Annotated in this window: 21 protein-coding genes; 14 read left to right on the top strand and 7 right to left on the bottom strand. The window is 59.2% G+C overall.

Annotated elements, in window-relative coordinates; all coding sequences use genetic code 11:
• Positions 1–314: 314 nt before the first annotated feature.
• From AB7933_RS07600 to AB7933_RS07580, 5 genes are all read left to right on the top strand, one after another.
• Positions 315–1,274: an RnfABCDGE type electron transport complex subunit D gene (locus AB7933_RS07600; RefSeq protein WP_024073723.1), complete on the top strand. Its 960-nt coding sequence runs from the start codon at positions 315–317 to the stop codon at positions 1,272–1,274.
• Positions 1,271–1,855, top strand: coding sequence for an RnfABCDGE type electron transport complex subunit G (locus AB7933_RS07595; protein ID WP_024073722.1), 585 nt, complete (start codon positions 1,271–1,273; stop codon positions 1,853–1,855). The genes AB7933_RS07600 and AB7933_RS07595 overlap by 4 nt, the downstream gene beginning before the upstream one ends.
• Complete coding sequence (locus tag AB7933_RS07590) at positions 1,848–2,342, top strand: Rnf-Nqr domain containing protein (protein ID WP_024073721.1); 495 nt, start codon at positions 1,848–1,850, stop codon at positions 2,340–2,342. The genes AB7933_RS07595 and AB7933_RS07590 overlap by 8 nt, the downstream gene beginning before the upstream one ends.
• A 25-nt stretch (positions 2,343–2,367) precedes the next feature.
• Positions 2,368–3,006: an endonuclease III gene (gene nth, locus AB7933_RS07585; RefSeq protein WP_024073720.1), complete on the top strand. Its 639-nt coding sequence runs from the start codon at positions 2,368–2,370 to the stop codon at positions 3,004–3,006.
• Between the two features lie 107 nt (positions 3,007–3,113).
• A complete protein-coding gene (locus AB7933_RS07580) occupies positions 3,114–3,296 on the top strand; it encodes a PA3496 family putative envelope integrity protein (RefSeq protein WP_024073719.1) in 183 nt (60 codons plus the stop codon).
• A 73-nt stretch (positions 3,297–3,369) separates the two neighbouring features.
• Here AB7933_RS07580 and AB7933_RS07575 read toward each other — a convergent pair whose 3' ends face one another.
• From AB7933_RS07575 to AB7933_RS07565, 3 genes are all read right to left on the bottom strand, one after another.
• Complete coding sequence (locus tag AB7933_RS07575; RefSeq protein WP_017844627.1) at positions 3,370–4,002, bottom strand: response regulator transcription factor; 633 nt, start codon at positions 4,000–4,002, stop codon at positions 3,370–3,372.
• A 611-nt stretch (positions 4,003–4,613) separates the two neighbouring features.
• Positions 4,614–5,831, bottom strand: a complete 1,218-nt coding sequence (locus AB7933_RS07570) for an argininosuccinate synthase (protein ID WP_024073718.1) — start codon at positions 5,829–5,831, stop codon at positions 4,614–4,616.
• A 129-nt stretch (positions 5,832–5,960) separates the two neighbouring features.
• Positions 5,961–6,869 (bottom strand): flagellar protein MotY, encoded by a 909-nt coding sequence (locus tag AB7933_RS07565; RefSeq protein WP_024073717.1) that lies wholly within the window; start codon positions 6,867–6,869, stop codon positions 5,961–5,963.
• 156 nt (positions 6,870–7,025) lie between these two features.
• Between AB7933_RS07565 and pyrC the strand changes: the two genes are divergently transcribed.
• Both pyrC and rnt read left to right on the top strand, forming a co-directional pair.
• Complete coding sequence (gene pyrC, locus AB7933_RS07560) at positions 7,026–8,072, top strand: dihydroorotase (protein WP_024073716.1); 1,047 nt, start codon at positions 7,026–7,028, stop codon at positions 8,070–8,072.
• A complete protein-coding gene (rnt, locus tag AB7933_RS07555; protein WP_024073715.1) occupies positions 8,069–8,740 on the top strand; it encodes a ribonuclease T in 672 nt (223 codons plus the stop codon). Before pyrC ends, rnt begins: the two co-directional genes overlap by 4 nt.
• A gap of 64 nt (positions 8,741–8,804) precedes the next feature.
• Here the strand turns inward: rnt and AB7933_RS07550 are convergent, their stop codons facing one another.
• On the bottom strand, positions 8,805–9,407 hold the full coding sequence (locus AB7933_RS07550) for a peroxiredoxin (RefSeq protein WP_024073714.1): 603 nt from the start codon (positions 9,405–9,407) through the stop codon (positions 8,805–8,807).
• Between the two features lie 242 nt (positions 9,408–9,649).
• Between AB7933_RS07550 and AB7933_RS07545 the strand changes: the two genes are divergently transcribed.
• Both AB7933_RS07545 and bfr read left to right on the top strand, forming a co-directional pair.
• Positions 9,650–9,868, top strand: a complete 219-nt coding sequence (locus AB7933_RS07545; RefSeq protein ID WP_010564137.1) for a bacterioferritin-associated ferredoxin — start codon at positions 9,650–9,652, stop codon at positions 9,866–9,868.
• A gap of 201 nt (positions 9,869–10,069) precedes the next feature.
• Positions 10,070–10,540 carry a bacterioferritin gene (gene bfr, locus AB7933_RS07540; protein ID WP_024073713.1) on the top strand — a complete coding sequence of 157 codons (471 nt, stop codon included), beginning with the start codon at positions 10,070–10,072 and terminating at the stop codon, positions 10,538–10,540.
• Positions 10,541–10,617: 77 nt separating this feature from the next.
• Here the strand turns inward: bfr and grxD are convergent, their stop codons facing one another.
• The gene (gene grxD / locus AB7933_RS07535) at positions 10,618–10,956 is read right to left on the bottom strand and encodes a Grx4 family monothiol glutaredoxin (RefSeq protein WP_024073712.1); all 339 of its coding nucleotides are present in this window, start codon (positions 10,954–10,956) and stop codon (positions 10,618–10,620) included.
• 86 nt (positions 10,957–11,042) lie between these two features.
• Positions 11,043–13,151, bottom strand: a complete 2,109-nt coding sequence (locus AB7933_RS07530) for a molybdopterin oxidoreductase family protein (RefSeq protein ID WP_024073711.1) — start codon at positions 13,149–13,151, stop codon at positions 11,043–11,045.
• Positions 13,152–13,585: 434 nt separating this feature from the next.
• Between AB7933_RS07530 and argF the strand changes: the two genes are divergently transcribed.
• Together argF and AB7933_RS07520 are read left to right on the top strand one after the other, a co-directional pair.
• The gene (gene argF, locus AB7933_RS07525; RefSeq protein WP_024073710.1) at positions 13,586–14,506 is read left to right on the top strand and encodes an ornithine carbamoyltransferase; all 921 of its coding nucleotides are present in this window, start codon (positions 13,586–13,588) and stop codon (positions 14,504–14,506) included.
• Entirely contained in the window at positions 14,503–15,618 is a 1,116-nt protein-coding gene (locus AB7933_RS07520; RefSeq protein WP_024073709.1) for an ABC transporter ATP-binding protein, read from the top strand. Before argF ends, AB7933_RS07520 begins: the two co-directional genes overlap by 4 nt.
• A gap of 306 nt (positions 15,619–15,924) precedes the next feature.
• Here the strand turns inward: AB7933_RS07520 and ybaK are convergent, their stop codons facing one another.
• Positions 15,925–16,395 (bottom strand): Cys-tRNA(Pro) deacylase, encoded by a 471-nt coding sequence (gene ybaK, locus AB7933_RS07515; protein WP_024073708.1) that lies wholly within the window; start codon positions 16,393–16,395, stop codon positions 15,925–15,927.
• A gap of 327 nt (positions 16,396–16,722) precedes the next feature.
• Between ybaK and AB7933_RS07510 the strand changes: the two genes are divergently transcribed.
• The 3 genes from AB7933_RS07510 (at position 16,723) to AB7933_RS07500 (ending at position 20,015) form a co-directional block, all read left to right on the top strand.
• Positions 16,723–17,577, top strand: a complete 855-nt coding sequence (locus AB7933_RS07510; RefSeq protein ID WP_024073707.1) for an MIP/aquaporin family protein — start codon at positions 16,723–16,725, stop codon at positions 17,575–17,577.
• Between the two features lie 81 nt (positions 17,578–17,658).
• A complete protein-coding gene (glpK, locus tag AB7933_RS07505; RefSeq protein ID WP_024073706.1) occupies positions 17,659–19,164 on the top strand; it encodes a glycerol kinase GlpK in 1,506 nt (501 codons plus the stop codon).
• Positions 19,165–19,259: 95 nt separating this feature from the next.
• A complete protein-coding gene (locus tag AB7933_RS07500; protein WP_024073705.1) occupies positions 19,260–20,015 on the top strand; it encodes a DeoR/GlpR family transcriptional regulator in 756 nt (251 codons plus the stop codon).
• Positions 20,016–20,201 lie beyond the last annotated feature (186 nt).

Raw genomic sequence — 20,201 nt, 5'->3', positions numbered from 1 at the left:
CGTGGCCATGAGTCGCGCCCAACTGCACAAATCCTTGAAGGCGTTCGGGCATCCACCGACGTTTGAGCAGCAGTCGCAATTGATCGTCCTGCAACAGCACTTCGAGGCCGCAGAGCAGGCACTTGCCGCGCTGGAGTTGAACAGCACCCCCAAGGCTGCAGCCCCCAGCAATACCGCCGAACTCAAGCGCGCCAAGATCCAACTGGCCATGCGCCGCGCAGAGCTGAAGAGAGCCCAGGATCAGAAGGCCGACCCGCAGCAATTGGCCGAGGCGCAAGGCAAGCTGGATGAGGCACAGCGCCTGGTGGACGCCCATGACAACGCCTGATCCGCAGCTGGCCTTGCAGCGCGTGTTGCTCGCAACGCTGCCGGGCGTCGTGGCGCTGTGCTGGTGGTACGGATGGGGGGTGTTGATCAATTTGATCTTGGCTGGGGGATGCGCGCTGCTCGTGGACGCGGGTGTCGACCGCCTGCGAGGACGGCGCGTTCGTGACCTGAGCAGCCTGGTCAGCGCCACACTGCTGGCCCTGGCCCTGCCACCCTATTGTCCCTGGTGGCTGTGTGTAGCCGCTGTCACCGGAGGGTTGCTGCTGGGCAAGCACTTGTATGGTGGCAATCGAAACCCATTCAATCCGGCCATGGTCGGGTACGCCCTGATGCTGGTGGCCTTTCCCCAACCCATGAGCCACTGGCCCGCGCCCCATGGCCTGGACCTGCTGGCCGGCGTCAATCAGGTTCTGGGCCTGCACGGCGCGGCGCCGGATGCCTGGGCCCAGGCCACCGCCTTGGATGCCCTGCGAATCAACAAGAGCCTGACCATCGACGAGCTGTTCGCGCGCAGCCCGGCATTTGGGCATTTCGGCGGTAGGGCCAGCGAGTGGGTCGGCCTGGCCTATCTCATGGGTGGCCTCTGGCTGTTATGGCAGCGCGTGTTCAGCTGGCATGCACCCGTTGGCATGCTGGGCAGCCTATTTGTGATAAGCCTGCTGTGCTGGAACGGGTCGGGTTCGGATTCCCATGGCTCGCCGCTGTTTCATCTGCTGACCGGCGCCACCCTTCTCGGCGCCTTTTTCATCATCACCGAGCCGGTGTCGGGCCCCAGGAGCCCGCGGGCACGCCTGCTCTTTGGCGCGGGCGTAGGCGCGCTGACCTATCTGATTCGCACGTGGGGCGGTTACCCGGACGGGGTAGCCTTCGCAGTACTGCTGATGAACCTGGCCGTGCCCGCGCTGGAGCGCCTGGTAGCACCGAAACAGCCGCAGGTGAATGCATGAGAGTCACCCGAGGCCTGCTGTTGGCGCTGCTGATTAGCATGGGCGGCATCGCCTTGACCTTGGGGCTGCAGCACCTGACCGCCGGCCATGCCGCGCTCCAAGCCCAGACGCAACAGCGTCAGGCCCTGCTCGACCTGCTACCCGCGGACCGCTACGACAACCAGCCCTTGGACCAGGCGCTGGCGATCGCTCCCCAACCCCTGTCAAACAGCCAGCTTCAAGGTGGCTACCTGGCAACCCTGGCCGGCCAGGCAAGCGCCGTGATCCTGCGGTTACAAGCCAACGGCTACGGCGGGCCGATTGAACTGCTGGTGGCCATCGACCGCGACGGTAAGCTGCTGGCAATCAAACCGCTGGCGCACTCGGAAACCCCAAGCCTTGGTGGCCATATCAGTGAGCCCGGCAACCCTTGGCTGGCCGCCTTCAAAGGCCGCACCCGCAGCGACCTGAAAGACCCGACATTCGATCAGATGGCAGGCGCGACCCTGACTTCCCGCGCGGTGTCCAATGCCGCCCACGATGCGCTGCGTTTTTTCGACGAACATCGATCTGCATTGCTGGAGCACGCGGCCCATGACTAAAGCCTTTGGCCTGGCCAATACGCTGATGCTGACACCGTTGATCGGAGTGAGTGACACGCTGCCCAAGGCCCTGAGTTTCCTGGGGCTGTCCGTGCTAGTCGTGACGCTGTATGGCCTGGTCATGGCAGGTGTGCGATCCCGTCTCAGCGCCCCCTTACGGTTGATTGCCAGCCTGATGCTGGCCGCGACCCTGGTCAGTGTCGTGCAGTTACTGTTGCAGGCATTTGCACTCACGACCTATCAGCAACTGGGCCTCTATCTCGCCATGATCAGCGTGCAATGCGTAGTACTGGAACACGGCGGCTTCTTCGCGGCCGGCCAGCACAAGGCACGCCTGCGGCTGTTTGGCCTTTTCGCCGCCCTGCTGATACTGCTGGGGTTGCTACGCGCCGGTACCGCCACCACATTCATGCCTGCCGGGTTTATCCTGCTCGGGTTACTGCTCGCAGGGTGCCAAGCCTGGGCCCACTACTCGAAATCACGCTGACCGCCAGCAAGGAGCCGCTCGCCCCATGAACGCCGCAAAACGATTGGAAATTTTTCGCAGGCTTCACGAAGACAATCCGGAACCCAAGACCGAACTGGCCTACTCATCGCCATTCGAGTTGCTGATTGCCGTGATTCTCTCGGCCCAATCGACCGATGTGGGCGTCAACAAGGCCACGGCCAAGCTATTTCCTGTGGCGAACACACCCGCGGCGATTTATGCCCTGGGCGTTGAGGGTTTGTCCGAGTACATCAAGACCATCGGCCTGTATAACAGCAAGGCCAAGAATGTCATCGAGACCTGCCGCCTGCTGGTGGAGCGGCATGGCGGTGAAGTACCGCAAACACGCGAAGCCTTGGAAGCGCTGCCCGGCGTGGGCCGCAAGACGGCCAATGTGGTGCTCAATACGGCGTTTCGCCAGCTGACAATGGCCGTGGACACACATATTTTTCGTGTCAGCAACCGCACCGGCATTGCACGCGGGAAGAACGTGGTGGAAGTGGAAAAGCAGCTGATGAAGTTTGTTCCCAAGCCCTATCTGCTCGATTCGCATCATTGGCTGATCCTGCACGGGCGTTATGTCTGCCAGGCGCGCAAGCCACGCTGCGGCAGCTGTCGCATCGAGGACCTATGCGAGTACAAGGAAAAAACCTCCGACGATTGAGGAATCATTGATTTTTACGATCAGTCGATTGAAAAAATCTTTTTTACCCATCCATGGATTATCGTTATAAGGAGCGCCAACGGCAGTCTTAGCCCGGAGTTAACCTTATGAGCACTGGCAAAGAACAACTGGAAGTGGATGACGACCTCGTTGAGTCGGATGACGACGGGGCAGAAACACCTGTAGTAGAGGTGGCCAAGACCAATCTAAGCAAACGCCGCACTATCGACAATCTCCTGGAAGAGCGACGCTTGCAAAAACAGCTGGCCGACTACGATTTCGACCTCTGATAGAGCCGATGACGGCCGGAAGCCTCCCTTGCGGAGGCTTTTTTCTGCCGATCTACCTTGATGACGCCCTCCCCTATACCAGCCCGTTGCGCTGGGCCAACTCGATCAAGTCGACCAGGGAGCGTGCATTGAGCTTGAGCAGCAAGCGCGTTTTGTAAGTACTCACGGTCTTGTTGCTGAGGAACATGCCATCGGCAATCTCCTTGTTGGTTTTACCACGCGCCAATTGCTGCAATACCATCATCTCCCGGCCGGAGAGACGCTCGACCATGTCCGCCTCACTGGCGTTGCCCATGGTGGAACGTACCGAGTTCAGCGCCTGATTCGGGAAGTAACTGTAGCCGGAGAGCACCGCCTTGATAGCACTCAGCAACTCGGTCAGGTCCTGCTGCTTGCACACGTAGCCGGCCGCCCCTGCCTGCATGCAACGCATGGAGAAATGCCCGGGTGCCTGCGATGTCAGCACCAGCACCTTGAACGGCGTGGCCTGTTTGGTGGAGGACAGTCGACAGATAACTTCCAGACCATCCAGTTTGGGAATTCCAATATCCAGTATGACAATGTCCGGCATATGCTCCCGCGCAAGTTGCAACGCATCGACACCGTTATCGGTCTCGGCAACGACCTCATAACCATGGCGTTCCATTAGCATACGCACAGCAAGACGAATGACGGGATGATCATCCACGATCAGCACTTTATTCATGAGAAAGTCCAATTTCGCTGTTCGAATTATTCAGAGCAAGCACAATAGCCTAGTCGTTTCCTAGTTGGCATAGCATTCCCCCCTGAGCAACAGCAAGCAGAGACCCAACCCACAACCAGATAGGAATTAACCTACAAAAAATCACCAACGCGGATGTATCGAGTTTTATGGAGCCTTTCAGACCTTTCCGGGGGCACACATATTTTGAGTGAAATATCCAATACATAAGGGGGTGAAGGTAAACGTGGCGCACAGGAGTTTCAGGAAACGCCCCTTGTTTGTCGCCTTCACGCGTACGAGCTGGCAAAAAAAGCCTGACTCTTTCAGTTCCATTTAACATATCTACTTACACCCTAATTTTCCTACAGAACTTTCTGCGTCTTACAACTGCCCCGCACTTTTGTGAGTGAACTTTCTGTAAGACATAGTTCCTGATCAGGTGTAAATAATTCATTCATACCTTTAAAAACAGCTACGCCCGCAAACTCAACTTTTTAAGCGCTTAAAATTCCGCATTAAACACTGCTTAAACATATGGGGTTCCCACCTTTTTCAAGGCAAAAAAAATGGCCCCTTGAAAAAGGGGCCATCTTTCACACCATCTTAAAGACTCAGAACAACTTGCGACCCTTGTTGGCCGCAATGCGCATGCGCAGTGCGTTCAACTTGATGAAGCCTGCCGCGTCCGCCTGGTTGTAGGCGCCGCCATCTTCTTCGAAGGTGGCGATATTGGCGTCGAACAGCGATTCATCCGACTTACGACCAGTAACGATCACATTGCCCTTGTACAGCTTCAGACGTACAACGCCGTTCACGTGGACCTGGGAAGCATCGATCATCTGTTGCAGCATCAGGCGCTCAGGGCTCCACCAGTAGCCTGTGTAGATCAGGCTGGCGTACTTGGGCATCAGCTCGTCTTTGAGGTGAGCCACTTCGCGATCCAGGGTGATGGATTCGATGGCGCGGTGAGCGCGCAGCATGATGGTGCCACCCGGGGTTTCATAGCAGCCACGGGACTTCATGCCCACGTAGCGGTTCTCGACGATGTCGAGACGGCCGATACCGTGCGCGCCACCGATACGGTTCAAGGTCGCCAGCACGGTGGCCGGGGTCATTTCGACACCGTCCAGCGCGACGATATCGCCGTTGCGGTAGGTCAGTTCCAGGTATTGCGGCTTGTCGGGAGCGTTCTCCGGGGAGACGGTCCATTTCCACATGTCTTCTTCGTGCTCGGTCCAGGTGTCTTCCAGCACGCCGCCTTCATAGGAGATGTGCAGCAGGTTGGCATCCATCGAGTACGGGGATTTCTTCTTGCCATGACGCTCGATCGGGATCGCGTGCTTTTCAGCGTAATCCATCAGCTTTTCACGGGACAGCAGGTCCCACTCACGCCAAGGAGCAATCACTTTCACACCAGGCTTCAGCGCGTAGGCGCCCAATTCGAAGCGTACCTGGTCGTTGCCCTTGCCGGTGGCACCATGGGAAATGGCGTCAGCGCCGGTTTCGTTGGCGATTTCGATCAAGCGCTTGGCGATCAGCGGGCGTGCGATGGAAGTACCCAGCAGGTACTCACCTTCGTAGACGGTGTTGGCGCGAAACATCGGGAAAACGAAATCGCGGACGAACTCTTCGCGCAGGTCGTCAATGTAGATCTCTTTCACGCCCATGGCTTGCGCCTTGGCACGTGCAGGTTCGACCTCTTCGCCCTGACCCAGGTCAGCGGTGAAGGTCACCACTTCACAGTTATAAGTATCCTGCAGCCACTTGAGGATCACCGAAGTGTCCAGGCCGCCGGAATACGCGAGAACGACCTTGTTTACGTCGGCCATGCCATCACTCCACGGGGTTTTACGGAAAGGCGTCGATTCTACCGACCAAAACCGTGAATTTACAGGGGCGCGACAGCAAATGAAGATAAAGCGACAGATTATGTCGACCGAGCGACCGATGGTCGCACCTTATGACGTGGCAGCAGGGTTGCTGGGGGCCTTGGCCTGGGGCGCCGTTTTGTCCGGAACGGCAACGCGCTCGAGCTGAATGTTCACGCGGCGGTTACGGGCGCGGTTGGCGGCGTTGGTATTAGGCGCCAGGGGGTAGCTTTCGCCATGGAAGCGCATCGTGATCTGCGACTCCTGGATACCATTGGCCTTGAAGTAGTCCATCACCGCCAGGGCACGCCGGCGCGACACATCGCGGTTGGTCAGGCGATTGCCGCTGTTGTCGGAGTGGCCGTTCAACTCGATATGGTTCACCGTCGGGTCGGCTTTCATGAACGCGAGAATCACCGCCAGCTTGCGCTTGGCCGCAGCATCCAGTTCGATGCCTCCACCAGGGAAGCCGATTTCGGTCTGTTTGACCTGATCGTAATTCATCGGTAACAGCTTGGCGGTGCACAGTTGATAGTCGTTATAGGCCTTGTTGAATTTCACCGGTAACAGGCGAATTTCCGAATAGCCGCCCTCGCGGGCGTAATGCCGCACGGTCGGGCTGCGCCCCTCGAGCAAACCGGTGAACAGGCGCCCGGCCTGGGCCTGGGAACTGTTGAACAGAACATCGCCACTGCCCGCGTGCACGGCGCCGAGGTTGATATCGCCCCGGCCCGGTTGCCAGGGCGCAGCGGCCGCCAGCAACGTGGCCGAGCCCGCGCCCAACGCGCCGCTGTAGGCTTTCAAACGGAACGTGGCCTGCTCGCCGGCCCGGCGCACGAACTCACCCGAGCCGAAATCGGTGATCGGCTGGGTCAGGCGGCACTCGAATTGGTCGCCTTCCACCTTCCACTCAATATTTTCCAGACGTGTCTGGAACGTGAGGGCCATCGCAGGCAGGCTGGCGAACACACTGAGCAGGGCTAGATAATGCTGGCGCACGGGAGGCTCCACTGGTTTCTACAACACTTCAAAGCGTCATACATCGTTAAGGCATACCCAGGGATATCGGTCGCATCCTGCAAAACTTGATAGCGAGTGCCTGCAAGAGTCTTTTCCGGTAGCATTCCCACCAGATTGACCCGCCTGGAATCCCCAATGTCCGACCGCCTGACCCTGCTGCGTCCCGACGACTGGCATATTCATCTTCGCGATGGTGCTGCGTTGCCCCAAACCGTGGCCGATGTAGCGCGTACGTTTGGCCGCGCCATCATCATGCCTAACCTGGTACCTCCGGTGCGCAATGCCGAGCAAGCCGACGCCTATCGCCAGCGTATCCTCGCTGCGCGGCCGGCCGGCAGCCGCTTCGAACCGCTGATGGTGCTCTACCTGACCGACCGCACCCAGCCCGAAGAAATTCGTGAGGCCAAGGCCTGCGGTTTCGTGCACGCCGCCAAGCTGTACCCGGCGGGCGCAACCACCAACTCCGACTCAGGCGTGACCAGCATCGATAAGATCCTGCCCGCCATCGAGGCCATGGCTGAAGTTGGAATGCCGCTGTTGATCCACGGTGAAGTCACCCGTGGCGACGTCGACGTGTTCGATCGCGAGAAGATCTTCATCGACGAGCACATGCGCCGCGTGGTCGAGCTGTTCCCCACGCTCAAGGTGGTGTTCGAACACATCACCACGGCGGATGCCGTGCAGTTCGTCACCGAGGCCTCGGCCAACGTGGGCGCGACCATCACTGCGCATCACCTGCTCTACAACCGCAACCACATGCTGGTGGGCGGGATTCGGCCGCACTTCTATTGCCTGCCGATTCTCAAGCGCAATACCCACCAGGTGGCCTTGCTGGACGCCGCCACCAGCGGCAACCCGAAGTTCTTCCTCGGTACCGACTCGGCTCCCCATGCCCAGCACGCCAAGGAAGCCGCATGCGGTTGTGCCGGGTGCTACACCGCGTATGCCGCCATCGAGCTGTATGCCGAAGCATTCGAACAGCGCAATGCCCTGGACAAGCTCGAAGGCTTCGCCAGCCTCAACGGTCCACGTTTCTATGGCCTGCCGGCGAATACCGATCGCATTACCCTGGTCCGTGAAGACTGGACCGCCCCTGCCAGCCTGCCGTTTGGCGAGCTGACTGTTATCCCGCTGCGCGCCGGTGAAACACTGCGCTGGCGCCTGCTGGAGGAAAGCAAGTGAGTGAAGACCATTACGACGACGAACACGAACATAGCGGTGGCGGTTCCCGTCACCCGATGGCCGAGCGGTTTCGCGGCTATCTGCCGGTTGTCATCGACGTAGAAACCGGGGGCTTCAACTGCGCCACCGATGCCCTGCTGGAAATCGCGGCCACCACCATTGGCATGGATGAACAGGGCTTCGTGTTCCCGGAACACACGCACTTCTTCCGGGTTGAACCGTTCGAAGGCGCCAATATCGAAGCCGCGGCCCTGGAGTTCACCGGGATCAAGCTTGATCACCCGTTGCGCATGGCAGTCAGTGAAGAAGCGGCGCTGACCGATATCTTTCGTGGCGTGCGCAAGGCATTGAAGGCCAATGGCTGCAAACGCGCGATCCTGGTGGGTCACAACAGCAGCTTCGACCTGGGCTTCCTCAACGCCGCAGTGGCACGCCTGGACATGAAGCGCAACCCGTTCCACCCGTTCTCCAGCTTTGACACGGCGACCCTGGCCGGCCTGGCCTATGGCCAGACCGTCTTGGCCAAAGCCTGCCAGGCGGCCGGTATCGACTTTGACGGACGCGAAGCCCATTCGGCCCGCTACGACACTGAAAAGACCGCCGAACTGTTCTGCGGTATCGTCAACCGTTGGAAACAGATGGGTGGCTGGGAAGACTTCAGCGACTGAGTTCATCGCCCGCGCATAAAAAAACCGGCCCTCTCAGGCCGGTTTTTTTTACCCGGAATCTGGCTTACAGCTTGCCAGCGTTCTCGGTCAGGTAAGCCGCAACACCTTCAGGCGAAGCGTTCATGCCTTTATCGCCTTTTTTCCAGTTGGCAGGGCAGACTTCGCCGTGTTCTTCGTGGAATTGCAGGGCGTCGACCAGACGGATCAGCTCTTCCATGTTACGGCCCAGCGGCAGGTCGTTGATGATCTGCGAGCGCACAACGCCCTTGTCATCGATCAGGAACGCGCCACGGAAAGCCACGCCGCCTTCGGACTCAACGTCGTAGGCCTTGGCGATGTCGTGCTTCATGTCGGCAGCCATGGTGTATTGGACTTTGCCGATGCCGCCATCATTGATGGCAGTATTACGCCAGGCGTTGTGGGTGAAATGGGAGTCGATGGAAACGGCGACCACTTCAACATTGCGCGCCTTGAAATCGGCCATGCGGTGATCCAGGGCGATCAGTTCCGAAGGGCAGACAAAGGTGAAGTCCAGCGGGTAGAAAAACACCAGGCCGTATTTGCCTTTGATGGCTTCAGACAATTTGAAGCTGTCAACGATTTCGCCATTGCCGAGGACGGCTGGGACGTCGAAATCCGGGGCTTGTTTACCGACGAGTACGCTCATGGGTTATCTCCTGATGTAGGGGTGACGATTGAAGTAAAAGGACCGGGCTCGAGTCTGTCGCACCTAAGCGACAGACCTGTGACGCAGTCACGCTTCGTGAAGACCGAACATCATACACTGAAAAAACCGTTCGTCAGCGCGCGGGCGTTTAGCCTAAAGACCTACGATTCTACTTTGACAATCATTCTCGTTAACATTAAGATCCATCGCACTTAAGCCTCAACCCGCGACGGTTCTCCCTTATGTATGTCTGCCTCTGCACTGGCGTCACCGACGGACAAATCCGCGAAGCAATCTATGAAGGTTGCTGCAGCTACAAAGAAGTGCGTGAAACCACCGGCGTTGCCAGCCAATGCGGCAAATGCGCCTGCCTCGCCAAGCAAGTGGTACGGGAAACCCTGACGCAGCTGCAAACAGCCCAGGCCGCGCTCCCCTACTCAGCAGAATTTACACACGCTTAAATAAGCGTGTTTTAAAGAACCGGACAGAGTGTCCGGTTTTTTTATGCCCGTATTTCAATTAGTTAGCGTCAAGACGCGGAACACAAACATTCTTATTCCTATTAATTTTCATTTATTATTCAATAACTTAGGTTTGACAGTAGGGGTTTCGACACTCAAACTCCGCCCTATATACAGCTATTACAGGGCAGGACCCCAGTCATGAAAGGCGACATCTCAGTCATCCAGCAACTCAATAAAATCCTTGGCAATGAACTGGTCGCGATCAATCAGTACTTCCTGCATGCACGCATGTATGACGATTGGGGCCTCGAAAAGCTGGGCAAACGCGAATACAAAGAATCGATCAAGGCCATGAAGGACGCCGACGCGCTGATCAAGCGCATCCTGTTCCTGGAAGGCCTGCCCAACGTGCAGGACCTGGGCAAGCTGAACATCGGCGAACACACCCAGGAAATGATCAACAGCGACCTGGGCTTCGAGCGCAAGAGCCACAGCGACCTCAAGGCCGCCATTGCCCACTGTGAAACCAAAGGCGACTTCGGCAGCCGTGAACTGCTGGAAGATATCCTGGAAGACCAAGAAGAACATATCGACTGGCTGGAAACCCAACTGGGTCTGATCGACAAGGTCAGCCTGGAGAACTACCTGCAATCGCAGATGGGTGAATAACCCTTAGCGACAGGTACAAAAAAGCCCCGCTCTCTCAGGAGAAGCGGGGCTTTTTATTACGCGCTTTTACACCAGCATCAAGCTTCAGTCTTGGCTGCCGCTTTTGCCGCTGCGTCTTTGATCAGCGTCTGCAACGAACCGTCAGCGGCCATTTCAGTGATGATATCGCTGCCGCCGACCAGTTCACCGTCAACCCACAGCTGTGGGAATGTCGGCCAGTTGGCGTACTTAGGCAGGTTGGCGCGAATTTCCGGGTTTTGCAGGATATCCACGTAGGCGAACTTCTCGCCACACTGCATGACGGCCTGGGACGCCTTCGCGGAGAAACCGCACTGCGGAGCGTTTGGGGCGCCCTTCATGTAAAGCAGAATGGTGTTGTTGGCAATCTGCTCTTTGATCGTTTCGATGATATCCATGGAACACCTCGGCTGGAACTTTGCGACTCACAGGTCGGCACGGTGGCGCATTGTAACGCAAAATTCCAGCGCGGTGCTCGGGCACCTTATGCGGCCGCGACCTGTACAGGCACGCCATTGAGCGCCGCGTTCCCCGACAGCTCATCCAACTGCCGCTCGTCGGTCAGGTCGTTGGCACTGGCCCCAGGCTGAGTGCTGGCGATAGCCATCTGTACCCCCGGACGCCCATGCCCCCAACCATGGGGCAAGCTGACGACGCCAGGCATCATGTCCAAACTGGCCACGACCTCCACCTCAATCATGCCGATACGCGAACTGACCCTCACCCGCTGCCCATCACTCAACCGACGGCTGGCCAGGTCATCAGGATGCATCAGCAACTGATGGCGCGGCTTGCCCTTCACCAGCCGATGATAGTTATGCATCCAGGAATTGTTGCTGCGCACATGGCGGCGGCCGATCAGCAGCAGTTCGTCGTCCACGGGTACCGGCTGCGCCGCAAAACGCGCCAGGTCTGCCAGGATCACCGCAGGGGCCGCCTGCACCCGGCCGTTGGTCGTTTTCAGTCGCGCGGCAAGATTGGGCTTGAGCGGCCCCAGGTCCACGCCATGGGGATGGTCCGCCAGCATTGCCACCGACAATTTGTGAGCGGACGCATCACCGTAGGCACCCGCGCGCAGCCCGAAATCGATCATCTGCGCCGGCGGCAGGGTCGGCTTGAGTGCCACACCGGTCCGCGCCGCAAAAGCCTTGGCCAACCCGACAAAGATTTCCCAGTCATGCAGCGCGCCCTCAGGCTTGGGCAGGATCGCGCGATTGAAACGGGTGACATTGCGTACGGCGAACATATTGAACGTGGTGTCGTAATGGTCGTTTTCCAGCGCCGAGGTGGACGGCAGGATCAGGTCGGCGTATCGCGTGGTTTCGTTGATATAGAGGTCGACACTGACCATGAACTCGAGCCCGTCCAGAGCCTGTTCCAACTGACGCCCATTGGGTGTCGAGAGCACCGGGTTACCGGCCACTGTCACCAGGGCGCGGATCTGTCCTTCGCCTTCGGTGAGCATTTCCTCAGCCAGTGCCGACACGGGCAACTCGCCGCCGTACTCCGGGCGCCCGGAAACCCGGCTCTGCCAGCGGTTGAAATGCCCACCGCCGGTGGAGGCCACCAGATCCACTGCAGGGCTGGTGCAGAGCGCACCACCCTCGCGGTCGAGGTTGCCAGTCACCAGGTTGATCAATTGCACCAGCCAATGGCACAGCGTGCCGAACGCCTGGGTCGAAACCCCCATCCGTCCGTAACACACGGCCTTGTCCGCCGCGGCGAAGTCCCGCGCCAACTGGCGAATCTGCCCGGCAGGCACCGCACACTGACGGCTCATGGCCTCTGGGGTAAATCCGGCGATAGCGCGGCGTACCTCTTCCAGGCCCTCAACCGGCAAATGGCTGTCGCGGGTCAGGTCCTCGGCAAACAGCGTGTTGAGCAAGCCAAACAATAGCGCCGCATCCCCGCCAGGCCGCACGAAAATGTGCTGGTCGGCCATCGCCGCCGTCTCGCTGCGCCGCGGATCGACCACCACCACTTTGCCCCCCCGGGCCTGGATGGCCTTGAGACGCTTCTCCACATCAGGCACGGTCATGATGCTGCCGTTGGACGCCAGGGGGTTGCCGCCGAGGATCAGCATGAAGTCGGTGTGGTCGATGTCCGGGATCGGCAGCAACAGGCCATGGCCGTACATCAGGTGACTGGTGAGGTGATGGGGTAATTGGTCCACCGAGGTTGCGGAAAACCGATTGCGCGTCTTCAACAGGCCGAGAAAGTAGTTACTGTGGGTCATCAGCCCATAGTTGTGCACGCTGGGGTTGCCCTGATACACCGCCACGGCATTCTGCCCATGCCGCGCCTGGATCCCCGCCAGTCGCTCGGCGACCAGGGCAAAGGCGTCTTCCCAGGGGATCGGCTGCCATTCGCTGCCCACTCGCAACATAGGCTGGTGCAGGCGGTCCGGGTCATTCTGGATATCCTGCAATGCCACGGCCTTGGGGCAGATATGGCCGCGACTGAACGTGTCCTGCGGGTCCCCCTTGATCGAGGTAATTGCCAGGCTACCGTCGTCGGCGCGGGTGGTTTCCAGGGTCAAGCCACAAATGGCTTCGCACAGATGGCAGGCACGGTGATGGAGAGTCTTGGTCATGGCCAGTCTCTTTATTGGGCTTTGGCCCAACTATGGGCCGCGACCGCCAGAGGCGCCAGCAACGTTCGTCCTGTGAATCGACGAGCATCAGGCTAAGCCATGGCTAAGCGTGAGCAAATGTTTCAGAAAACGCCTGCGCAGCCCCTGAAAGCGACGCAGCCTGGCCTGTGCCCGGCCTCGCAGATTGCAAAAGGTCGTAACGCCAGTGTACAAATGACCCGCTGCTGTCAGGAAATCGTCTTCAAAAGCGCTCTCGCGCCCTTCTTGAACACCCCTAAAAACCGTAGCCCTATTGGTAAGACGCGACATTTAATTATAAGATCGCGCCTTCCCCTATTTCGTCGCCCCGTGCGGCTTTCGCCGCAGGTCTCGCCCGTTGTCACAATAAACAAGGCTTTGAGTATCTGCGGTCTGTTGCAAAAAGGTAGTTAATGATGAGCGCAAGGCACTTTCTCTCCCTGATGGATTGCACGCCCGAAGAGCTGGTCAGCGTGATCCGTCGAGGCATTGAGCTTAAAGACCTGCGTAACCGCGGCGTACTGTTCGAGCCTTTGAAAAACCGCGTGCTCGGGATGATTTTCGAGAAGTCGTCGACTCGCACCCGCTTGTCCTTCGAAGCCGGCATGATCCAGCTGGGTGGCCAGGCCATCTTCCTGTCGCCGCGCGACACCCAACTGGGCCGTGGCGAGCCGATCAGCGATTGCGCGATCGTCATGTCGCGCATGCTCGATGCGGTGATGATCCGTACCTTTGCCCACAGCACCCTGACTGAATTTGCCGCCAACTCACGCGTCCCGGTGATCAACGGCCTGTCCGATGACCTGCACCCTTGCCAGTTACTGGCGGACATGCAGACCTTTCTCGAACACCGTGGCTCGATCCAGGGCAAGACCGTGGCCTGGATCGGCGACGGCAACAATATGTGCAACAGCTATATAGAAGCGGCGATCCAGTTCGATTTCCAACTGCGTATCGCCTGCCCGGAAGGCTACGAGCCTGACGCCCGCTTCCTGGCACAGGCGGGTGACCGCGTCACCGTTGTGCGCGACCCGCGCGAGGCGGTGATCGGTGCGCATCTGGTCAGCACCGACGTCTGGACCTCCATGGGCCAGGAAGACGAAACCGCCAAGCGCCTGGCGCTGTTTGCGCCATTCCAGGTAACCCGCGCCCTGCTCGACCTGGCCGCGCCGGATGTGCTGTTCATGCACTGCCTGCCCGCCCACCGTGGCGAAGAAATCAGCCTCGACCTGCTTGACGATCAACGTTCGGTCGCCTGGGACCAGGCTGAAAACCGCCTGCACGCGCAAAAGGCCCTGCTTGAGTTCCTGGTCGAGCCGGCGTACCACCACGCATGAGCCAGTCCTTACTGCTGAACCTGCGCAATCTGGCATGCGGCTATCAAGACCAACGGGTGGTGCAGAATCTCAACCTGCACCTGAATGCCGGCGACATCGGCTGCCTGCTGGGTTCCTCGGGGTGCGGCAAGACCACCACCCTGCGCGCGATTGCCGGGTTCGAACCGGTGCACGACGGTGAAATCAGCCTGGCAGGCGAAGTCATCTCCAGCGCCGGCTTCACCCTTGCCCCAGAGAAACGTCGCATTGGCATGGTCTTCCAGGACTACGCGCTGTTCCCTCACCTCAGCGTGGCCGACAACATCGCCTTCGGCATTCGCAAGCACCCGCAGAAAGACCGCGTGGTCGCCGAGCTGCTGGAGCTGGTCAATCTGAAGAACCTGGGCAAGCGCTTCCCCCACGAGCTTTCCGGGGGGCAGCAGCAACGTGTAGCCCTCGCCCGTGCCTTGGCGCCGGAGCCCCAACTGCTGCTGCTGGATGAGCCGTTCTCCAACCTTGATGGCGAACTGCGGCGCAAGCTCAGCCACGAGGTGCGCGACATCCTCAAAGCCCGCGGCACCAGTGCGATCCTGGTAACCCATGACCAGGAAGAAGCTTTCGCCGTGAGCGACCATGTCGGCGTATTCAAAGAAGGCCGCCTGGAGCAGTGGGATACGCCCTACAACCTCTATCACGAACCTCTGACGCCCTATGTCGCCAGCTTCATTGGCCAGGGTTATTTCATTCGTGGCCAGCTAAGCACCCCGGAATCCGTCAATACCGAGCTGGGCGAACTGCGCGGCAACCGTGCCTACTCCTGGCCGACCGGCGGCGCCGTGGACGTGTTGCTGCGCCCGGACGACATCGTCTACGCGCCGGACAGCGCTTTGAAAGCGCGAATTGTCGGCAAGACCTTCCTCGGCGCATCGACCTTGTACCGCTTGCAACTGCCGACCGGCGCACAACTGGAATCGATCTTTCCCAGCCATGCCGACCATCAGGTCGGTGCGGATGTCGGGATTCGCGTCGCGGCTGAACACCTGGTGCTGTTCCAGGCCTGCGGCAGCGTCGCGGCGCAGGTACCACGGTCCGAGTCAGGCGTACGGCGCTACAGCCCGGCCAGCAGTATTTGAAGAAACCGGGTCGAAATGTGGGAGGCCCCCGACTTAGCACCGTCGCACAGCAAACTGCTCCCCTTGCCCTGATGCCGTTCAGTCAAGGCTTTTTTGTAGGAGCGAGCTTGCTCGCGAAAAACTCACAGGCGCCGCGTTGATTCAGGAAACACGCGTCATCGTTGACGTTTTTCGCGAGCAAGAACTAGGCGTCCCCCTCGCTCCTACAGAATGCGATGTACGCTTAACTGAACGGCATTAGGGCTTGCCCCGGTACAACCCAGGGGCATGGTTTACAGGCAATACGCAGGATCAGGAAGTAACTGATCAAGCCCTGCCAATCGGCGCGAATTTGGCCTGGGTATGTTCCGCCAGCACTGCGGCGGACAATTCCACTTCCAGCCCCCGTCTCCCCGCACTGACAAAAATCGTCGCGAACGGCTGCGCCGTCGTATCGATAAACGTGCGCAAGCGCTTTTTCTGCCCCAGCGGGCTGATACCGCCCAACAGGTAGCCCGTCGACCGTTGCGCCGCCGCCGGGTCAGCCATCTCGACTTTTTTCACCCCGGCCGCATGGGCCAAGGCTTTTAAATCCAGACTTCCGACGACCGGCACCACCGCCACCAATAACTCGCCTTTTTCGCTGCTCGCCAACAGGGTCTTGAACACCTGAGCCGGGTCAAGACCCAACTTTTCCGCGGCCTCCAGACCATACGACGACGCTTTGGGATCGTGTTCATAACTGTGAATGCGATGTTCGGCGCGAACTTTTTTCAACAAATCCAGTGCAGGGGTCATGCATGCTCCAGGCGTGGCAAACAGAGGACAGATTCTAGGCCAAGCCCACACAAAACGCTCTAGTACGCCCCTGACTCCCGTCAACACTTGCGGTGACGAGCGTGATCATTCATCAAACCTATAGTTGGAAAATGACTAATAGTTCACTTTCGACCTTTGACAGGCGTCATTCTTGTCTATATTTTTTCGTTTCCGAATACTGTAGGAATACAGCCGCAGTATTCGAGCAGTAAGCCGCGCCGAGGATGGGGATCCTCGACACGGTGAAAATCGCGCAAGGCCCGTTGAGGCCCGACGCCTGACAAGAACAACAAATTGAGGTTTTCCATGACAACTGCACTTCAACAGCCTTCACTTTCGAGCCAATGCATGGCCGAATTCCTGGGGACTGCGCTTCTGATCTTCTTCGGTACAGGATGTGTCGCTGCCCTCAAAGTCGCGGGTGCCAGCTTTGGTTTGTGGGAAATCAGTATCATCTGGGGGATCGGCGTCAGCATGGCGATCTACCTGAGCGCCGGTATCTCCGGGGCTCACCTCAATCCGGCGGTGAGTATTGCCCTGTGTCTTTTCGCCGATTTCGACAAGCGTAAACTGCCCTTCTATATCCTCGCCCAGGTCGCCGGTGCCTTCTGCTCCGCGGCGCTGGTGTACACGCTCTATAGCAATCTGTTTTTCGATTACGAACAAACCCACCATTTGGTGCGTGGGACCCAGGCCAGCCTGGAACTAGCCTCGGTGTTTTCGACCTACCCCCATGCGCTGTTGAGCACCGCTCAGGCGTTCCTGGTGGAAATGGTCATCACCGCCATCCTGATGGGCGTGATCATGGCCCTGACCGACGATAACAACGGCTTGCCACGCGGCCCCCTCGCTCCGCTGCTGATTGGCTTGCTGATCGCAGTCATCGGCAGCGCCATGGGCCCATTGACCGGTTTTGCGATGAACCCTGCGCGGGATTTCGGGCCCAAGCTGATGACCTTTTTCGCCGGCTGGGGTGAAATGGCCTTTACTGGCGGACGCGACATTCCCTACTTCCTGGTTCCGATTTTCGCGCCGATTGTCGGTGCTTGCCTCGGTGCCGCAGCTTATCGCGGGCTGATTGCCCGCCATCTGCCAAGCGCCGCACCTGCCGCAGCGGAGGCCAAAGAAGCCGCCGTCAACGGCGAAACGCGTATTTCCTGATAGCAACCGCCTGGGCCCTACTGCCCTTTTAGTGATCCAGGCCGTTTCCCACTCCCTTATTTCTCGTCCAAGGCAATCGACATGACCGACATTCAGAATAAGAACTACATCATTGCCCTTGATCAGGGCACCACCAGTTCGCGGGCGATCATCTTTGATCGTGACGCCAACGTGGTCTGCACCGCCCAGCGTGAATTCGTCCAGCACTACCCGCAGGCGGGCTGGGTCGAACATGACCCGATGGAAATCTTCGCCACCCAGAGCGCGGTAATGGTCGAGGCGCTGGCCCAGGCTGGCCTGCACCATGACCAGGTTGCCGCTATCGGTATCACCAACCAGCGTGAAACCACCGTGGTCTGGGACAAGGTCACCGGTCGCCCGATCTACAACGCCATCGTCTGGCAGTGCCGCCGCAGCACCGAAATCTGCCAGCAGCTCAAGCGTGACGGCCACGAGCAATACATCAGCGACACCACCGGCCTGGTCACCGACCCGTACTTTTCCGGCACCAAACTCAAGTGGATCCTCGACAATGTCGAAGGCAGCCGCGAACGTGCGCGCAACGGCGAACTGCTGTTCGGCACCGTCGACAGCTGGTTGATCTGGAAATTTACCGGCGGCAAGACCCACGTCACCGACTACACCAACGCCTCGCGCACCATGCTCTTCAACATCCACACCCTGGAGTGGGACGCGAAGATGCTGGAAATCCTTGATGTGCCGCGCGAGATGCTGCCGGAAGTCAAGTCGTCGTCGGAAATCTATGGTCGCACCAAGAGCGGCATTGCCATCGGCGGCATCGCCGGTGACCAGCAGGCCGCGCTGTTCGGCCAGATGTGCGTTGAACCGGGCCAGGCCAAGAACACCTACGGCACCGGCTGCTTCCTGCTGATGAATACCGGCGACAAGGCCGTGAAATCCAAGCACGGCATGCTCACCACCATCGCCTGCGGCCCGCGTGGCGAAGTGGCCTACGCCCTTGAAGGCGCGGTATTCAACGGTGGTTCCACCGTGCAGTGGCTGCGTGACGAGCTGAAAATCATCAACGACGCCCACGACACCGAATACTTCGCCGGCAAGGTCAAGGACAGCAATGGCGTCTACCTGGTACCCGCGTTTACCGGCCTGGGCGCCCCCTACTGGGACCCCTACGCCCGTGGCGCGTTGTTCGGCCTGACCCGTGGCGTACGCGTGGATCACATTATTCGTGCAGCCCTTGAGTCGATTGCCTACCAGACACGCGACGTACTGGACGCGATGCAGCAGGATTCCGGCGAACGCCTCAAATCCCTGCGGGTGGATGGCGGCGCAGTGGCCAACAACTTCCTGATGCAATTCCAAGCCGACATCCTCGGCACCCAGGTCGAGCGCCCGCAAATGCGCGAAACCACTGCACTGGGCGCGGCCTACCTGGCGGGCCTGGCTTGCGGGTTCTGGGGTAGCCTGGACGAACTGCGTGGCAAGGCGGTGATCGAGCGCGAATTCGAACCTCAGCTTGAAGAAGCCGCCAAAGAGAAACTCTACGCCGGCTGGCAAAAAGCAGTGAGCCGCACCCGCGATTGGGAACCCCACGAAGGCGCTGAATAAGCCAAGCGCAGGACCCATATAGGGTTGTAACTGGCAGGGAGCAGATTCCTGCGTCATCATGGGCCACTTTTGTATGGCAGCCCAAAGGACGCCCCATGAATCTGCCTCCCCGCCAGCAACAAATCCTCGAACTGGTCCGCGAACGCGGCTACGTCAGTATCGAGGAAATGGCGCAGCTATTCGTTGTCACCCCGCAAACCATCCGCCGCGATATCAACCAGCTGGCGGACGCCAATCTGCTGCGCCGCTACCACGGCGGCGCGGCCTATGACTCCAGTGTCGAAAACACCGCCTACGCCATGCGTGCCGACCAGATGCGCGACGAGAAACACCGCATCGGCGAAGCCATCGCCGCGCAAATCCCCGATCACGCGTCGCTGTTCATCAACATCGGCACCACCACCGAATCCATCGCACGTGCGCTGTTAAACCACAATCACCTGAAAATCATCACCAACAACCTCAACGTCGCCACCATGCTCAGTGCCAAGGACGACTTCGATGTGTTGCTGACCGGCGGTAATGTGCGCCGTGATGGCGGCGTGGTGGGCCAGGCCAGCGTGGACTTTATCAACCAGTTCAAAGTCGACTTCGCCCTGGTGGGTATCAGCGGCATTGACGAGGACGGTAGCCTGCTCGACTTCGATTACCAGGAAGTGCGGGTGTCACAGGCGATCATCGCCAATGCACGCCAGGTGATCCTGGCGGCGGACTCGAGCAAGTTCGGGCGCAATGCCATGATTCGCCTGGGGCCGATCAGCCTGGTGGACTGCCTGGTGACCGACCAGCAGCCCGTGCCGGCGCTGGTGCAGTTGTTGAACCAGCATAAGGTTCGCCTGGAAGTGGTCTAGCGCCTGCATTGACGCCATCGGGGGCGAGCTCCTCCCACCTTTGATGTGTGAACCCGCTCAAATGTGGGAGGGGCGGTGCGACGATTCGACTTGCCCCCGATGGCGATCTATCTGACAGGCCATTACCTAAGCCTGCCTCGGTTTCATGTTCACAAATTTTCTTTTCTCGCCCCTTCGATGAGTTTT

Source organism: Pseudomonas gorinensis, from assembly GCF_042015035.1.
Lineage (GTDB): Bacteria > Pseudomonadota > Gammaproteobacteria > Pseudomonadales > Pseudomonadaceae > Aquipseudomonas > Aquipseudomonas gorinensis.
This window is presented reverse-complemented; position numbering and strand designations above follow the sequence as displayed.

Excerpts from the sequence above, each read along its gene's own strand:
- AB7933_RS07545 (WP_010564137.1), top strand. The coding sequence starts at position 9,650 with ATGTATGTCTGCCTCTGCACTGGCGTCACCGACGGACAAATCCGCGAA.
- ybaK (WP_024073708.1), bottom strand. The coding sequence starts at position 16,395 with ATGACCCCTGCACTGGATTTGTTGAAAAAAGTTCGCGCCGAACATCGC.
- grxD (WP_024073712.1), bottom strand. The coding sequence starts at position 10,956 with ATGGATATCATCGAAACGATCAAAGAGCAGATTGCCAACAACACCATT.
- pyrC (WP_024073716.1), top strand. The coding sequence starts at position 7,026 with ATGTCCGACCGCCTGACCCTGCTGCGTCCCGACGACTGGCATATTCAT.
- AB7933_RS07570 (WP_024073718.1), bottom strand. The coding sequence starts at position 5,831 with ATGGCCGACGTAAACAAGGTCGTTCTCGCGTATTCCGGCGGCCTGGAC.
- AB7933_RS07600 (WP_024073723.1), top strand. The coding sequence starts at position 315 with ATGACAACGCCTGATCCGCAGCTGGCCTTGCAGCGCGTGTTGCTCGCA.
- AB7933_RS07590 (WP_024073721.1), top strand. The coding sequence starts at position 1,848 with ATGACTAAAGCCTTTGGCCTGGCCAATACGCTGATGCTGACACCGTTG.
- AB7933_RS07520 (WP_024073709.1), top strand. The coding sequence starts at position 14,503 with ATGAGCCAGTCCTTACTGCTGAACCTGCGCAATCTGGCATGCGGCTAT.
- AB7933_RS07510 (WP_024073707.1), top strand. The coding sequence starts at position 16,723 with ATGACAACTGCACTTCAACAGCCTTCACTTTCGAGCCAATGCATGGCC.
- bfr (WP_024073713.1), top strand. The coding sequence starts at position 10,070 with ATGAAAGGCGACATCTCAGTCATCCAGCAACTCAATAAAATCCTTGGC.
- AB7933_RS07575 (WP_017844627.1), bottom strand. The coding sequence starts at position 4,002 with ATGAATAAAGTGCTGATCGTGGATGATCATCCCGTCATTCGTCTTGCT.
- nth (WP_024073720.1), top strand. The coding sequence starts at position 2,368 with ATGAACGCCGCAAAACGATTGGAAATTTTTCGCAGGCTTCACGAAGAC.
- argF (WP_024073710.1), top strand. The coding sequence starts at position 13,586 with ATGAGCGCAAGGCACTTTCTCTCCCTGATGGATTGCACGCCCGAAGAG.
- glpK (WP_024073706.1), top strand. The coding sequence starts at position 17,659 with ATGACCGACATTCAGAATAAGAACTACATCATTGCCCTTGATCAGGGC.
- AB7933_RS07500 (WP_024073705.1), top strand. The coding sequence starts at position 19,260 with ATGAATCTGCCTCCCCGCCAGCAACAAATCCTCGAACTGGTCCGCGAA.
- AB7933_RS07580 (WP_024073719.1), top strand. The coding sequence starts at position 3,114 with ATGAGCACTGGCAAAGAACAACTGGAAGTGGATGACGACCTCGTTGAG.
- AB7933_RS07595 (WP_024073722.1), top strand. The coding sequence starts at position 1,271 with ATGAGAGTCACCCGAGGCCTGCTGTTGGCGCTGCTGATTAGCATGGGC.
- AB7933_RS07530 (WP_024073711.1), bottom strand. The coding sequence starts at position 13,151 with ATGACCAAGACTCTCCATCACCGTGCCTGCCATCTGTGCGAAGCCATT.
- AB7933_RS07550 (WP_024073714.1), bottom strand. The coding sequence starts at position 9,407 with ATGAGCGTACTCGTCGGTAAACAAGCCCCGGATTTCGACGTCCCAGCC.